This is a genomic window from Micromonospora rhizosphaerae (assembly GCF_900091465.1).
Lineage (GTDB): Bacteria > Actinomycetota > Actinomycetes > Mycobacteriales > Micromonosporaceae > Micromonospora > Micromonospora rhizosphaerae.
Window position 1 is genome coordinate 5,970,300 of record NZ_FMHV01000002.1, and the last position, 15,054, is coordinate 5,985,353.

The 15,054-nt window shown below is 73.5% G+C and carries 13 protein-coding genes and 1 pseudogene; 6 read left to right on the forward strand and 8 right to left on the reverse strand.

Features of this window, described 5'->3' with window-relative positions:
* Positions 1-31: 31 nt before the first annotated feature.
* The 5 genes and pseudogenes from fabI to GA0070624_RS28160 all read right to left on the reverse strand — a co-directional run bounded on the left by fabI (position 32) and on the right by GA0070624_RS28160 (position 5,160).
* A complete protein-coding gene (gene fabI, locus GA0070624_RS28140) occupies positions 32-799 on the reverse strand; it encodes an enoyl-ACP reductase FabI (RefSeq protein WP_091345871.1) in 768 nt (255 codons plus the stop codon).
* A gap of 21 nt (positions 800-820) precedes the next feature.
* A complete protein-coding gene (gene fabG, locus GA0070624_RS28145) occupies positions 821-1,525 on the reverse strand; it encodes a beta-ketoacyl-ACP reductase (protein WP_091345872.1) in 705 nt (234 codons plus the stop codon).
* Positions 1,526-2,136: 611 nt separating this feature from the next.
* Positions 2,137-3,087, reverse strand: a complete 951-nt coding sequence (locus GA0070624_RS28150) for a VWA domain-containing protein (RefSeq protein ID WP_091345873.1) — start codon at positions 3,085-3,087, stop codon at positions 2,137-2,139.
* Entirely contained in the window at positions 3,084-4,076 is a 993-nt protein-coding gene (locus GA0070624_RS28155) for a DUF58 domain-containing protein (protein ID WP_176732056.1), read from the reverse strand. The genes GA0070624_RS28150 and GA0070624_RS28155 overlap by 4 nt, the downstream gene beginning before the upstream one ends.
* Positions 4,055-5,160: pseudogene (locus tag GA0070624_RS28160) on the reverse strand (AAA family ATPase). The gene GA0070624_RS28155 and the pseudogene GA0070624_RS28160 overlap by 22 nt, the downstream one beginning before the upstream one ends.
* A 289-nt stretch (positions 5,161-5,449) precedes the next feature.
* Here GA0070624_RS28160 and GA0070624_RS28165 point away from each other — a divergent pair.
* From GA0070624_RS28165 to GA0070624_RS28175, 3 genes are read left to right on the forward strand one after another with little or no spacing between them, the layout of a single operon-like run.
* A complete protein-coding gene (locus GA0070624_RS28165; RefSeq protein WP_091345875.1) occupies positions 5,450-5,680 on the forward strand; it encodes a hypothetical protein in 231 nt (76 codons plus the stop codon).
* A 22-nt stretch (positions 5,681-5,702) separates the two neighbouring features.
* A complete protein-coding gene (locus GA0070624_RS28170; protein WP_091345876.1) occupies positions 5,703-6,230 on the forward strand; it encodes a PH domain-containing protein in 528 nt (175 codons plus the stop codon).
* Positions 6,227-7,594, forward strand: coding sequence for a PH domain-containing protein (locus tag GA0070624_RS28175; RefSeq protein ID WP_091345877.1), 1,368 nt, complete (start codon positions 6,227-6,229; stop codon positions 7,592-7,594). Before GA0070624_RS28170 ends, GA0070624_RS28175 begins: the two co-directional genes overlap by 4 nt.
* An 88-nt stretch (positions 7,595-7,682) precedes the next feature.
* On the opposite strand, the gene GA0070624_RS28180 is transcribed toward GA0070624_RS28175, so the two are convergent.
* Complete coding sequence (locus tag GA0070624_RS28180; protein ID WP_091345878.1) at positions 7,683-8,804, reverse strand: phosphatase PAP2 family protein; 1,122 nt, start codon at positions 8,802-8,804, stop codon at positions 7,683-7,685.
* A gap of 112 nt (positions 8,805-8,916) precedes the next feature.
* Between GA0070624_RS28180 and GA0070624_RS28185 the strand changes: the two genes are divergently transcribed.
* Together GA0070624_RS28185 and GA0070624_RS28190 are read left to right on the forward strand one after the other, a co-directional pair.
* The gene (locus GA0070624_RS28185; protein ID WP_091345879.1) at positions 8,917-9,321 is read left to right on the forward strand and encodes a thioesterase family protein; all 405 of its coding nucleotides are present in this window, start codon (positions 8,917-8,919) and stop codon (positions 9,319-9,321) included.
* Positions 9,318-10,148, forward strand: coding sequence for an MBL fold metallo-hydrolase (locus tag GA0070624_RS28190; protein ID WP_091345880.1), 831 nt, complete (start codon positions 9,318-9,320; stop codon positions 10,146-10,148). Before GA0070624_RS28185 ends, GA0070624_RS28190 begins: the two co-directional genes overlap by 4 nt.
* 181 nt (positions 10,149-10,329) lie before the next feature.
* Here the strand turns inward: GA0070624_RS28190 and GA0070624_RS28195 are convergent, their stop codons facing one another.
* Positions 10,330-11,262, reverse strand: coding sequence for a carbohydrate kinase family protein (locus tag GA0070624_RS28195; RefSeq protein ID WP_091345881.1), 933 nt, complete (start codon positions 11,260-11,262; stop codon positions 10,330-10,332).
* Between the two features lie 68 nt (positions 11,263-11,330).
* Positions 11,331-13,292, reverse strand: a complete 1,962-nt coding sequence (gene asnB / locus GA0070624_RS28200) for an asparagine synthase (glutamine-hydrolyzing) (RefSeq protein WP_091349968.1) — start codon at positions 13,290-13,292, stop codon at positions 11,331-11,333.
* A gap of 110 nt (positions 13,293-13,402) precedes the next feature.
* On the opposite strand from asnB, the gene GA0070624_RS28205 reads away from it, so the two are divergent.
* The gene (locus tag GA0070624_RS28205; protein ID WP_091345882.1) at positions 13,403-14,887 is read left to right on the forward strand and encodes an aminopeptidase P family protein; all 1,485 of its coding nucleotides are present in this window, start codon (positions 13,403-13,405) and stop codon (positions 14,885-14,887) included.
* Positions 14,888-15,054: the final 167 nt, after the last annotated feature.

The following is a 15,054-nucleotide window of genomic DNA, read 5'->3' on the forward strand; positions in this document are numbered from 1 at the left end:
CACCCCGGGACGGGCGGGTTTCGGTGTTGTCTCAGGCGCCGATCGCGTGGTAGCCGCCGTCGACGTGGACGATCTCGCCGGTGGTGGCCGGGAACCAGTCCGACAGCAGCGCCAGGCAGGCCCGGGCGGCCGGCTCCTGGTCGGTGAGGCTCCAGCCGAGCGGGGCGCGCTCGGCCCAGGCGTCCTCGAACTGCTCGAAGCCGGGGATGGACTTGGCCGCGATGGTGCGCAGCGGGCCGGCGGCCACCAGGTTGCTGCGGATGCCCTGCTTGCCCAGGTGCAGCGCCAGGTAGCGGGAGGCGGACTCCAGCCCGGCCTTGGCCACGCCCATCCAGTCGTAGACCGGCCAGGCCTTGGTGGCGTCGAAGGTGAGGCCGACCACCGCGCCGCCCGTAGACATCAGCGGCAGCGCCGCCATGGCCAGGGACTTGTAGGAGTACGTGGAGACCTGCAGCGCGGTCGCCACGTCCTCCCACGGGGCGTCGAGGAAGCCGCCGCCGAGGCAGCTCTGCGGAGCGAAGCCGATCGAGTGGACCACCCCGTCGAGGCCGTCGACGTGCTCGCGGACCTTGTCGGCGAGGCCGGCGAGGTGCTCCGTGTTGGTCACGTCGAGCTCGATCACCGGGGCCGGCTCGGGCAGCCGCTTGGCGATCCGCTCGACCAGGGAGAGCCGCCCGTAGCCGGTGAGGACCACCTGGGCCCCGTTCTCCTGGGCGAGCTTCGCCACCGCGAAGGCGATCGAGGCGTCGGTGATGACGCCGGTGACCAGCAGCCGCTTACCGGCGAGCAGTCCGGACATGTGCAGTTCCCTCCGTCTTTCTCAGTGGCCCATGCCGAGGCCGCCGTCGACCGGGATCACGGCGCCGGAGATGTAGCCCGCCGCGTCCGAGGCGAGCCACGCGACCACGCCGGCGACCTCCTCCGGGGCGGCGAACCGGCCGGCCGGGATGGCCTTGCGGTACTCGGTACGACGATCCTCGGGCAGCGCGGCGGTCATGTCGGTGTCGATGAAGCCGGGCGCGACCACGTTGGCGGTGATGTTCCGGCTGCCCAGCTCGCGGGTGATCGAGCGGGCCACGCCGACCAGGCCGGCCTTGCTGGCCGCGTAGTTGACCTGGCCCGGGCCGCCGTACAGGCCGACAACCGAGGAGATGAAGATCATCCGGCCCCACTTCGCCCGGAGCATCTTCGCCGACGCCCGCTTGGCGCACCGGAACGAGCCGGTCAGGTTGGTGTCCACGACCCGGGTGAACTGCTCCTCGGACATCCGCATCAGCAGCGTGTCGTCGGTGATGCCGGCGTTGGCGACCAGCACCTCCACCGGCCCCAGCTCGCCCTCGATCGTGGTGAAGGCCGCGTCGACGGAGTCGGAGTCGGTGACGTCACACTTCACGCCGAAGAGCCCCTCGGGGGCCTCGCCGCTGCGGTAGGTCACCGCCACCCGGTCGCCCTGCTTGGCGAAGGCCTGCGCGATGGCCAGGCCGATCCCCCGGTTGCCGCCGGTCACCAGCACGGTACGGGCCACGGGTCCCCCTCTGCTCAGCTGATCCACGTCGGTCCGGAGCCTAGGGGTTACCGGCAGGTAAGCGCTAACGGAGGAGCCCGCGCAGCGGGGTCGGTCGGCCCACCGGACGGGCCCTGCGAACCGGTCGGCCGAGTGCGGCGGGCCGGCGCGCCGGGTGTACGATGATCGGCGTTTGCGGGCGTTGGATCGCCCGCGATTTCGGGCCCCGCCGACCGCAGGAGGTGATCGCTGTGCGAGATAGCGATCCTCCCAGTCGTGGCCGGGCCGACCGTCAGCCCCGCTGAGCCACGACTCAGTCAGGTGAGCTGACCCAGCTCCCGCTCCCCCGCACCGCCCGTTTCCTCGGCCTCCGGCCGGGGCGACCGTGCTGCGCCGCCCTCGCCCGGGCCGGCCGCGGAGGAGCCCCCCGGTCACGACTTCGTGTGCGCGTCCTGATCCACCCCTGCGGTCCGGCACGTCCGCCCCGGACCGTCCAGTCGCCACGGAGCCGTCCCATGAGCCGTTACGTCGCCCCGCTGGGCTTCACCCTCGCCGCCGTCTGGGTCGCGGTCCTCTTCGTCCTGGCCGGCGGCGGTCACTGACCGCCGCCGGCCCTCGGCCGCCGCGCCCGGTCAGAGCAGGCGCGACGACCAGAGCAGGCTCAGCCCGCCGGCGCAGAGCGCGAAGAGCAGCGCGATCCCGGCGTACCACTGGGTGATCTCGCGCGGCTCGGTGCGGAACCCGATCGAGCTGCCCATGTCCTGATAGACCTGCTTCAGCTCGCTGACCGAGGCGGCCTCGTAGAAATACCCCTCCGTGGTCTCCGCGAGCTGCGCCAGGGCCAGCCGGTCCACCGGCACCCGCTGCAGCTGGCCGCCGATGTCCACCTGCCCGGCGTCGGTGCCGAAGGCGATGGTGGAGACCGGCACGTTCGCCGCCTGCGCCGCCGCCGCCGCGTCCTCGATTGACCGGCCGGAGGTGCGGTAGCCGTCGGAGAGCAGCACGATCCGAGCCGGTGGGATGCCGGCCGCCCCGTCGGCGGGCACCGAGCGGATCGCCTCGAGGCAGGTGAAGACCGCCTCCCCGGTGGCGGTGGCCTCGGCCAGCACCAGCCCGTCGATCGCGGTGGTCACCGCCTCCCGGTCCTTGGTCGGCGACACCAGCACGTTCGCGGACTTGGCGAAGGAGACCAGCCCGAGGTTGTAGCTCTCGGGCAGCTCGCCGACGAACTGCTTGGCCGCCTCCTGGGCGGCCTCCAACCGGTTCGGCGCCACGTCGTCGGCCTGCATGGAGAGCGACACGTCGATGGCGAGCATGACGGTGGCCCGTTCCAGCGGCTCCTTGGTGTCCATCGCCGGGCGGGCCATGGCGGTGGCCAGCGTCAGCAGGCAGAGCAGGAACGCGGTGGCCGCCGCGTGCCGCCGCCAACCGAGCCCCTTGGGCGCGAGGGTCCGCAGCAGGTCCACGTTGGTGAACCGCATCGCGTACGCCCGGCGGTGCAGCTGCCGCCAGACGTACGCGGCGGCCAGGGCGAGCACCGGCAGCACGGCCAGCAGCCACCACGGTTGCAGAAAACGGATCATCGTGTCGTCCCTCGGGTGCGGGCGTGCCGCTGCGCGGCCACGAAACGCACCATGTCCAGCAGCCAGTCTCGGTCGGTACGCAGCCGCAGGTGGGCCGCGCCGGCGGCGCGCAGTTCGGCGGCGATCGCCGCGCGCTGGGCGGCGGCCGCCTCGGCGTACCGGCGGCGCAGTCGCGGGTCGGCCGTCTGCACCTCGTGCAGCTCCCCCGTCTCCGGGTCGATCACCGGCAGCACCCCCACGTCGGGTAGCTCCAGCTCGCGCGGGTCGACCACCTCGATCGCCAGCACGTCGTGCCGGACCCGCAACTTACGGAGCGGCCGGCCCCACTGCTGTGGGGGAGCCAGGAAGTCGGAGATGACCACCGCCACGCCGCGCCGCCGCGGTGGCCGGTTGAGCATGTCGACCAGGGCGCCGAGGTCGCTGCGTCCGGGGCGGATCTCGGCCCCGGCGATCGCCCGGAGCAGCCCCTGCGCCTCCTTGCGACCGCCGCGGGCGGGCAGCCGCAGCAGGGTTCCCGGCCCGGTCGCCGGCGACGCGCCCCGCCACCGGCCGGCCGGCGCCGGGGCGCCGGTGCCGACCACCGCCCCGATCCGGTTGCCGCCGCGCACCGTCAGGTGGGCCAGCGCGGCCGCCGCGGCGATCACCACGTCCCGCTTGAGCCACTGCCCGGTGCCGAAGTCCAGGCTCGCCGAGAGGTCCACCGCCAGCCAGGTCTCCAGCTCCCGGTCGGCCACCGTACGCCGGACGTGCGGCATCGTCGTCCGCGCGGTGACCGGCCAGTCCATCCGGCGTACGTCGTCGCCGGGGCGGTACTCGCGGGACTCCCCCGCCTCGCTGCCCGGCCCGGGTAGCAGTCCGGCGTAGTCGCCCTGGAGCAGGCCGTCCAGCTTGCGGGTGACCAGCAGCTGCAACCGCGACAGCACCAGCGCGCTGCGGTCCCCGCCGGCCGCGGCGGGCATGGCTGGGGTCACGGCCGCTGCCCGGGCCAGCCGGCGCCGGACGGTGCGCCCGGTGGCGGCGGGGTGGCCTGCTGCCGGGGCGCGACCGACGGCACCGGGATGGTGGACATCACCCGGTGCACGATGTGGTCGGCCGGCACGTCGTCGGCGAGCGCGTCGTAGCTGAGCACCAGCCGGTGCCGCAGGATGTCCGGGGCGATGTCCTGCACGTCCTGCGGCAGGGCGTAGTCCCGGCCGCGCAGCAGCGCCAGCGCCCGGGTGGCCCGGACCAGCCCGAGCGAGGCGCGCGGGCTGGCACCGTACTGGATGAGCTGCGCGACGTCCGGCATGCCGTGTTCGGCCGGGGTACGCGTGGCCAGCACCAGCCGGACCGCGTAGTCCACCAGTGCGTTGTGCACGAAGACCTGGTCGGCCTTGCGCTGCAGGGCGATCAGGTCGGAGGGGCTGAACACCCGCGCCGGCTCGGGCGGGGCGACGCCCATCCGGTAGACGATCTCGCGCTCCTCGGCGTCGGTCGGGTAACCCACCACGATCTTCATCAGGAAGCGGTCCCGCTGCGCCTCCGGCAACGGGTAGACCCCTCCTGCTCGATCGGGTTCTGCGTCGCCATCACCAGGAACGGGTCGGGCACCCGGTGGGTCTCCCCGCCGATCGACACCTGACGCTCGCTCATCACCTCCAGCAGCGCCGACTGCACCTTGGCCGGCGCCCGGTTGATCTCGTCGGCGAGCAGGAAGTTCACGAAGACCGGCCCCAGCTCGACGTCGAACTTCTCGCTGGACTGCCGGTAGATCCGGGTGCCCATGATGTCGGCCGGGACCAGGTCGGGGGTGAACTGCACCCGGGCGAAGGAGCCACCGATCACGCGGGCCAGGGTCTCCACGGCGAGCGTCTTCGCCACGCCGGGCACCCCCTCCAGCAGGCAGTGGCCGCGGGCGAGCAGGGCGACGAGCATCCGCTCGACCATCCGGTCCTGACCGACGATCACCCGCTTGATCTCGAACAACGCCCGTTCCAGCAGGGTGGCGTCCTCGGCCGGCGTGGTGACCGCGGGCGGCGCGTCCGGCACGGCCTCGGTCGGGGTCGGGGCGTCGGGCGTGGTCGGCTGGGCCACCGGTCCTCCACAGCATGATCGGTTGTCGCGGCGTGGTGCGTATCAAGACTGTCATGCCCGGCTGAGAGCCGAGGTCGGGAGAAGCCGATTTTCGCCACGCCGTCCGACGCCACCGGCGAGCACGCCGTCCGACGCCAGGAAAACGCTGAACACGGGTGGACAGAAAGGGGTACGGCGTGTGTACGATTCACCCCGTCGCCGGGCGGCTCCCCCCGTGGCCGCCCGGCGCCAAACTCCCGGGCTGCGCCCGGCGCTGGCCTTCCCGGCGCCCCGGCCTAGACTCGCCCGGATGACCACTTCCGCCCCCGCCGAGGATGCGCTGGTCTGCTCCGCGCGTGGGTGTCGCGCTCCCGCCGTCTGGGCGTTGCGCTGGAACAATCCCCGGCTGCACGACCCCGACCGGCGCAAGACCTGGCTGGCCTGTCCCGACCACCGGGAGTCGCTCGGCGCCTTCCTCGACGGGCGCGGCTTCCTGCGCGAGGTCGTGCCGGTGACCGGATCGCCTACCCTCGAAGGGTGAGCGAGCGCAGCGGATCACCGCGGTGAACGATGACGACCTCGCCGGGCCGACGCCGGCCCCGGCCCGCCCCCTGGAGCCCTGGCCGGACACCGTCCGCTGGCAGCCGATCTCCGACGACCTGATCTGGGTGGAGCTGATCCGGCTGGGCATGGTGCTCGCCGTCCTGCTGACCGGGCTCGCCCTCGGCTGGGCGCTCACCGGTAACTGGCTCTTCGGCGCCGCCCTCGGCGTCGTGGTGCTGCTGGCCGGCTGGCGGACGGTCACCATCGTCCGGGCGGTGCACGCCTGGGGGTACGCCGAGCGGGAGAACGACCTCCTGGTCCGGCACGGGCTGCTGGTCCGGCGGCTCTCCATCGTCCCGTACTCGCGGATGCAGTTCGTCGACGTCAGCGCGGGGCCGCTGGAGCGGGCGTTCGACCTGGCCACCGTGCAGCTGCACACGGCGGCGGCGGCGAGCGACGCGCGGGTGCCCGGGCTGCGGCCGGCGGAGGCGTCCCGGTTGCGCGACCGGCTGACCGCCCTGGGCGAGGACCGGGCGGAGGGACTGTGAGCCACGGCCCGGTCGGGCCGGCCTGGCCCGCGTTGCCAGGGCCGCCGCCCCCGCCCGCCGAGGAGCCGCGGCAGCGACTGCACCCGCTCAGTCCGGTCCTGCACGGCGCGAAGTCGCTGGTGGTGGTGATCGCCGGTCTCTCCTGGTCCACGCTGTCCCGGGTCGGCTTCGGCTGGTTCGCGGTGATGGCGGCCGTGCTCGCCCTCGGCGCGACCGTGCTCGCCGTGATCAGCTGGTTCAACACCGGCTATCACGTGGTGGGCCGGGAGCTGCGGGTGCACGAGGGGCTGATCTGGCGGCGTACCCGGGCGATCCCGTTGGAACGGCTCCAGGCCGTCGAGGTGGTCCGGCCGCTGCTCGCCCAGCTCACCGGGCTCGCCGAGCTGCGCCTCGAGGTGGTGGGCGGGGGGAAGACCGAGGCGCCGCTGGCCTACCTGAGCGTGGCCGAGGCGACCGCGCTGCGCCGGCGTCTGCTCGCGGTGGCCGGCCGGGCGCCGGAGACCGTCTCGCCGGCCGGCGAGGCCGCGCCGGCGCCCACCGAGCGCTGGCTGCACACGGTGCGTAACCAGGACCTGCTGGTCAGCCAGCTGCTCACCCCGCAGGCCTTCCTGCTCCCGTTCGGCCTCGTCTTCGTCGTGGCGCAGTTCCTCTCCGAGGGTTCCTGGTCGTTCATCGCCGTCGCCAGCACCTTGACCGCGATGGCCGGCGTGCTGCTGCAACCCGTCCGCCGGGTCCTCGACGACTGGAGCTTCCGGCTCGACCGCGACGACGACACGCTGCGGATCCGCAACGGCCTGCTGGAGACCCGGGCGCAGACGGTGCCGCTGGACCGGGTGCAGACCGTCGGGGTGACCTGGCCACTGCTCTGGCGGATGAAGGGCTGGCTGCGGCTGCGGCTGGAGGTGGCCGGCTACTCGGCCGCCGAACCGGACGACCGGAACCGGCCCGACCGGCTGCTGCCCGTCGGCGACGTGCGGACCGGCGAGCTGGTCGTCGCGGAGGTGCTGCCCGGCGTAAGCCTCACCGCCCTGCCGCTGACCCCGCCGCCGCGACGGGCCCGCTGGCTGCGTCCGCTCAGCCGCTCGGCGGTCGGCGCCGCGCTCGACGACCGGGTCTTCGCCGTCCGCTCCGGCCTGCTCACCCGGCGGCTGGTGATCGTGCCGTACGCCCGGATCCAGAGCGTGCGGGTGACCCAGGGGCCGGCGCAGCGGTGGCTGCGGCTGGCCACCGTGCACGCGGACCCGGCCGGCGGCGGCAGCGCGGCCGCGTACGACCGGGACCTGGCGGAGGCCTGGGAGCTCGCGGCCGAGCTGACCGCGCGGGCGCACGCCGCCCGGCGCGCCGGCGGACACCGGCGGCCGTAGCGCGGAGCTCAGCGGCCCCGGCGGACACCGGCGGCCGTGGCGCGGAGCTCAGCGGCGCCGGCGGACACCGGCGGCCGTAGCGCGGAGCTCAGCGGTCGGCCGGTACCGCCGACCGGTCGGCGGCGGCCGACGGAGCCCGCTCCGGCTCACCCCGAAGGGCGGACCCGTCGGCGGCGGGGACCCGCTCCGGCTCCGCCCCGCGGGCCGACCGGTCCGGCTCCCCGGCCGGTCCGGCGGAGACCGACGCGGCTTCGGGCCGCCGGGCCCGCCGGGCCGCCCACCCGCGCTCGGCCAGGCCGATCACCAGGAAGGTCACCCCCACGTACGCCCAACCGACCAGCACGTCGATCACGTAGTGCTCGCCGCAGTAGACCAGCGTGAAGGTCATCGCCAGCGGGTACGCCAGCAGCAGCGGCCACCAGCGCCGGCGGGTCGAGCGGAGGAAGAACAGCACCACGAAGAGGGCGAACGCGGTGTGCAGGGAGGGCATCGCGGCCACCGGGTTGGAGGCGATCTGGCCGGCGTTGAGCAGGTTGCCCGCGCCGTGCATGCCGAACGCCTTCCACCCCCGGGTGGAGATCCGGGCGACCTCGGTGAGCAGGCCGTTCTGCGCGGCCCACCACGGCGGGGCGGCCGGGTAGAGGAAGTAGGTGAGCAGCCCCGTGGCGCAGAGGAAGCCCCAGCGCCGCATGAACGCCGCCCACCGAGCCCGGTTGCGCAACCAGAGCACCCCGGCGGCGGCCAGCGACACCACGAAGTGGGAGAAGTAGACCCAGCTCGCCAGCACGTCCCACCAGTGCACCTCCGGCCGGTAGAGGTGCTGCTGCAACCAGACCGTGGGCACCTCGCCGCCGGTGGCCCAGCCGAGCATGAACCGGTCGGCGATGATCAGCTCCATGGCGTGCGGCGTCGCCCCGTTGTCGGCGAAGCCCCGGGAGAGGTTGTACGCGACGAGCAGCAGCACCACCGGGATCCAGTCCCGGGCGAAGCGCAGGTGGCTGCGCCACGGCCGGGAGGAGTTCCAGGCGATGGTGGCCGCCCAGATCCAGACGAAGGCGTACGCGGGGTCGGTGGGCAGGCCGATGGCGAGCCACGCGGCCACGAAGGCGATCCCCCAGATCGCCATCGCCACCGCCCGGCGACGCCCGCCGTCGGGCGATTTGGGGGCATCGGTGCGGGCGGGGGGCTGGGGATCAGTCACGACGGCCATCGCGGTCAAGGTTAACGGCGGGTGAGGCATCGACCGACGCCGGTCACCCGGCAGCGGGCGGCGACGCTACGGACACCGCGCGGCTCCGGCCCGGCTCGTCTAGGCTTTGCCCATGCAGGAGCAGCCGGAGTCGCCCTTCGCGCCGGGCCTGACCGCCCGGGTCGAGCTGACCGTCACGGACGCCGACACCGCCCAGGCGGTGGGCTCCGGCGACGTGCCGATGCTCGGCACGCCCCGGGTACTCGCCCTGGCCGAGGCCGCGACCGTGGCCGCGACGGCGACCCGGATGCCGAGCGGGCAGACCACGGTCGGGCTGCGGGTGGAGCTGGACCACCGGGCCCCCACCCCGGTCGGCCGGACCGTGGTGGCGCGGACCCGCCTCGCCAAGGTCGACGGCCGGCGGCTGCTGTTCGAGGTGGCGGTCACCGACGGTGGCGAGACCGTGGCCGAGGGGCGGGTCGAGCGAGTGCTGGTCGACCGGCAGCGCTTCGTCGAGCGTGCGTCGCGGGCGTCATGACCGTCCGGTTCGTCGAGGTCGCCGACCGCGTCCACGTACTGCGCGAGCCGCTGCTGCGGGTCAACGTGACACTCGTCGTCGGCGACGGCGCGGCGCTGCTGGTGGACACCCTCTCCACCGAGGGGCAGGCACGTGAGCTGGCCGAGGCGGCGCGGGCGGTCACCCCGCACCCGTGGACGGTGGTCAACACCCACCACCACTTCGACCACTGTTTCGGCAACGCCACCCTGGCCGCCGACCCGCCCCGACCGGTGTACGCGCACGAGCTGGCCGCCGAAGCGCTGCGCGAGCGCCCCGACCAGGTGCGCCGGGCGGCGTACGAGGAGATCCGCAACGAGCAGCCGGCCCTCGCCGCCGAGCTGGCCGACACGGTGCTGCTCGCCCCGACGCACCCGGTGCTCACCGAGACCGCGCTGGACGTCGGCGGCCGGCGGGTGGTGCTGCGCCATCCCGGGCGCGGGCACACCGACGCCGATCTGGTGGTGCACGTGCCGGACGCGGACGTGCTGGTCGCCGGCGACCTGGTCGAGCAGGGCGGCCCGCCGGCCTTCGAGGAGTCGTACCCGCTGCAGTGGCCGGACGCGGTCGCGGAGCTGCTGCGGCTCACCACGCCGGCGACGGTGGTGGTGCCCGGGCACGGGGAGCCGGTGGACGCCGAGTTCGTCCGCGCCCAGCACGCCCAGTTCGTCCAGCAGTCCTGGTTGATCCGCGCCGGCCACACCGGCAGCGCCCCGCCCGAACGGGTGGCCGCGGACTCCCCGTTCGGCGCCCGCGCCGGCCTCATCGCCGCCCACCGCGGCTACGCCGAACTCACCGGCACCGCCTAAACCCTCCCCTCACCCGCCCCACCCCCCGCCGACCCCGCCCCCGCTGCCGCCCTCATCCGCGATCTTGCAGTTCTGGTTGCCGATCGATCCCGGTTTACGCCTTTCATCCCAACCAGAAGTGCAAGATCGCGAGCCTCGGGCGGGGGGCGGGGGGCGGGGGGCGGGGGGAGGGGGCGGGGCGTCAGGTTGGGAAGCGGGCGGCGACGGCGGGCCGGGTGGGCATGGAGATGGCGCCGCCGGGGGATTCGCAGACCAGGGCGGCCACCCGCAGGCCGAAGGCCACCCGCTGTTGCCAGCCGACGGGGTCCTCCGGCTCCCCGTCGACGAGCAGGTCGGCGATGAGCGCTCCCATCACCGAGTCGCCGGCGCCGGTGGCGTCCAGCGCCCGGACCTTGGGCGCCGGGATCCGTACCAGGTCGGACCCGGCGGTGACCAGCGCGCCGTCCTCGCCGAGGGTGACCACCACGGTCGCCGCGCCCAGTTCCCGCAGGTACGCCGCGACCCCGTCGACCGGCTCGCCGGGATAGAGCACCTCGGCGTCGGCGGTGCTCAGCTTGACCAGATGGGCGCTCGCCGCGAACTCGGCCACCACCTCACGCAGCGCGGACAGCGCCCCGGGAGCTCCCAGCAGCCGGGGGCGGACGTTCGGGTCGAACACCCGCAGCGCCCCGGCCATCCGCCAGGCCCGCCGCGCGGCGGCCAGCACCGGCGGGTGCAGCAGCACGATCGACCCGCAGTAGAGGACGTCGGCGCCCTCGACCAGCGCCACATCGAGGTCGTCGGCGGTGAGCAGGGCGTACGACCTCGGCTCACCGTAGAAGCGGAAGTCCGGTTCGGGGCCGGCGAAGGTGGCCACCGCCAGCGCCGTCGGCGCCGGTACGGTCACCGTCCCCGCCACCCCGACGCCCGCCGAGACGAGGAAGGCGCGGATCCGGTCGGCCAGCGCGTCGTCGCCGAGCGATCCGACGAACTGGACGCCACCGCCGAGCCGGGCCACCGCCACGGCCACGTTGAGCGGCCCGCCACCGATCGCCGGTCGGTAGACGGGCTGCCCGTCGACATCGGTGTCGAGCAGGTCGACCAGCGCCTCGCCGAGCACCACCGCGTATCCCATGGGGATCCCTTTCGTCCGTCGCCGCCGTACCCCCGATCCTCGCCCATCGGCCGGGGGTGGCGCGCGGCTCAGCGGACCATGCTGCCGACCACCGGCTTGGTGAGCAGAGCGGACTGGTTGCGCTGGATGCCGGGGTCAAGGGTCTTCGCCACGAAGATGGCGTGCCAGATGCAGAAGATCAGCACGGTCCACACCTTGCGGGAGTTGTCCGCCTCTTCCCGCTTGTGCTCCTCGAGCAGCCGCATCGCGTACGGCAGGTCGATCAGGTCACCGGCGCCGGAGGTGGCCAGCACGTGCCGGGCCCACTCGTACATCTCGCCGCGCAGCCAGACGCGGGTCGGGGTCGGGAAGCCCAGCTTCTTCCGGTTGACGATGGCCGGCGGCACGACGCCCTGCAACGCCTGGCGCATCGCGTACTTGGTCGCCTCGGAGCGGGGCGGGAGCTTGAGGTCCACCGGGATGGTGGCCGCGACCTCGAAGACCTCCCGGTCCAGGAACGGCACCCGCACCTCCAGCGAGTGCGCCATCGAGATCCGGTCGGCCTTGACCAGGATGTCGCCGCGCAGCCAGGTGTAGAGGTCGACGTACTGCATCTTGGTGACGTCGTCCAGCTCGGGGCACTCGGCGTAGATCGGCGCGGTGACGTCGGTGTAGCGCACCGAGGGGTCGTAGCGGCGCAGCAGGTGCTGCTTCTCCTCCTCGGTGAACATCCGGGCGTTGCCGTAGTAGCGCTGCTCGATCGGGGTGGTGCCGCGCTCCAGGAAACTCTTGCCCTTGACGCCCTGAGGGATCGCCTTGGAGACCGCTCGCAGCCCCTTCTGCACCCCGCCCGGCAGCCCGTTGACGGTGCTCAGCGAGAGCGGCTCGCGGTAGATCGTGTAGCCGCCGAAGAACTCGTCCGCGCCCTCGCCGGAGAGGACCACGGTGACGTGCTCGGCGGCCTTCTTGGCCACGAAGTAGAGCGGCACGAGCGCGGGATCGGCCACCGGGTCGTCCAGGTGCCAGACGATCTTCGGCAGCGCCTCAATCATGTCCTGCGGCCCGATCTTGGTCGGGATGGTGGTGACGTCGAGGTGCCGGGCCGAGTCCTGGGCGACGTCGATCTCGGAGTAGCCGGGCACGTCGTACCCGACGGTGAAGGTGAGGATGTTCGGGTTGAACTCGCGGGCCAGGGCGACCACGGCGGTGGAGTCGATGCCGCTGGAGAGGAACGAGCCGACCGGCACGTCCGAGCGCATGTGCATCCGGACGCTCTCCCGCAGCGTCTCCCGGATCTGGTGGTAGAGCTTCTGCTCGTCGGAGACCGGGGTCGGCCGGAACACCGGCCGGTACCACCGGCGCACCTCGATCCGACCGCCCGGGGTCCAGGTCAGGTACTCCCCCGACCCGATCCGGCTGATCCCCTTGTGCAGGGTGCCGGGCTCGGGGACGTACTGCAGGGTCAGGTAGTGGCTCAGGTTGGCCGTGTCGATCCCCGCGTCGCCCTGGTACGCCGACTGGGCGAACGGCAGCAGCGCCTTCTTCTCCGAGGCGAGGTAGAGCCCGTCGGCGGTCTCCAGGTAGTGCAGCGGCTTGATGCCGAAGTAGTCCCGGGCGCCGAACGCCCGCCGCTCCTGCCGGTCCCAGATCACGAAGGCGAACATGCCCCGCAGCCGGCTGAGCACCTGCTCGCCCCAGTGGTGGTACCCGGCGACGATCACCTCGCCGTCGCCGTTCGTGGCGAACTGCGCGCCGAAGTCCCGGATGAGCTCCTCGCGCAGCTCGATGTAGTTGTAGATCTCACCATTGAAGGTGAGCAGGTAGCGGCCGTCCGCGTAGGGCAGCGGCTCGTGACTGAGCGCCACGTCGATGATCGCCAGACGCTTGTGCGCGAACACTCCGTCCGCGTACCGGCCGGAGGCGTCGCCGACCACCTCGACACCGGTCTCGTCCGGGCCGCGGTGGTGCAGGCACTCCAGTGCTCCGGCGATGTTGTCGCGTTGGGCGGCGGCGTCACCGCGCGCGCTGAAGAAGGCCAGGAGTCCGCACATGGTGGTCATCTTTCCACGCGGCCCGAGCGGCCGTCGCGGCACCGCAGGCTCTCCCCGCCACGGTCCGCGCGGTACCGTCTGGACCAGCGACGAGGCGGAGGAGGCGGATCATGGCCGAGGAGCGGGCGCAGCAGGGCAAGCCGGCGGACGGCACCGAATCGCACGACCCGGACTTCCCGGAGGCGTTCCTAGCGTTCATGCGGCAGGGCTGGCGGGACACCGAGCTGCCGGTCGGCCCGCGGCCGGAGGTGCCCAACTACGCCAAGCGGCGGGCGGCCATCTCCGCGGCCTTCCCCGGCGAGACCCTGGTCATCCCGAGCGGCGGGGAGAAGGTACGCGCCAACGACACCGACTACCGGTTCCGACCGGGCAGCGACTTCGCGTACCTGACCGGCGACCTCGACCCGGACAGCGTGCTCGTGCTGCGGCCGAACGGCTCCGGGCACGACGCGACGCTGTACATGCGGCCCCGGTCGTCCCGGGTGACCGACGAGTTCTTCCGCAGCCGCAACGGCGAGCTCTGGGTGGGCCGACGGCCCACCCTGGCGGAGAAGTCGACCGAGCTGGGCCTGCCGACCGCCGACCTGACCGAGCTGGACGCGGCGCTGGCCGACCTGGCGCCGCGGCGTAGCCGGGTGCTGCGCGGCTTCGACGCCCGGGTGGACACGGCGGTCCGCCCCTGGGACGGCGCCCGCGCCGAGGACCAGCCGGCCCGCGACCGGGAGCTGGCCATCGCGATCTCGGAGCTGAAGCTGGTCAAGGACGAGTGGGAGATCGCCCAGCTCCAGGAGGCCTGCGACGCCACGGTGCGCGGCTTCGAGGACGTCGCCCGGGCGCTGCCGGCGGACCGGGCGGTCTCCGAGCGGCTGCTGGAGGGGATCTTCGCGCTGCGCGCCCGGCACGACGGCAACGATGTGGGGTACGGCTCGATCGTCGGCGCCGGCGAGCACGCCACGATCCTGCACTGGGTGCACAACCACGGCACCGCTCGCCCGGGCGAGCTGCTGCTGATGGACATGGGCGTGGAGAACCGCAACCTCTACACCGCCGACGTCACCCGGGTGCTGCCGGTCAACGGCCGGTTCACCCCGCTCCAGCGTCAGGTGTACGACGCCGTCTACACCGCACAGCAGGCCGGCATCGACGCGATCAAGCCGGGGGTGGCGTTCCGGGAGGTGCACCTGACCGCCATGCGGGTGCTCGCCGAGGCGCTCAAGGACCTGGGGCTGCTGCCGGTGAGCGTGGACGAGGCGATGGACCCGGCCTCCACGATCTACCGCCGCTGGACGCTGCACGGCACCAGCCACATGCTCGGCATCGACGTGCACGACTGCGCCAACGCGCGCAAGGAGATGTACCGGGACGGCCCGCTCGGCGAGGGCTACGTGCTGACCGTGGAGCCGGGCCTCTACTTCCAGCCGGAGGACGAGCTCGTCCCCGAGGAGTTGCGCGGCATCGGCGTCCGCATCGAGGACGACATCCTGGTCACCGCGAACGGTGCGGTGAACCTCTCGGCCGGCCTGCCGCGCCGCTCAGACGAGGTGGAGACCTGGCTGGCCGAGCAGCGCGAGGCCGGGCCGCGCCTGCCGGGCTGACCCCGGGAGTACGACCACAGCGGCGGGCCCCGCCGCCGGCGTCTGCGACGTTTCCGTCGTTTCGACACCGGTGGCGGGGCCCGTCGGCGTTTGCGCGCTCGGCACCGTTCCGGACCCACTTGCCGCCGTTTTGCCCTGTCGCCCGATCTGGGGTAAATGCGGGTTTT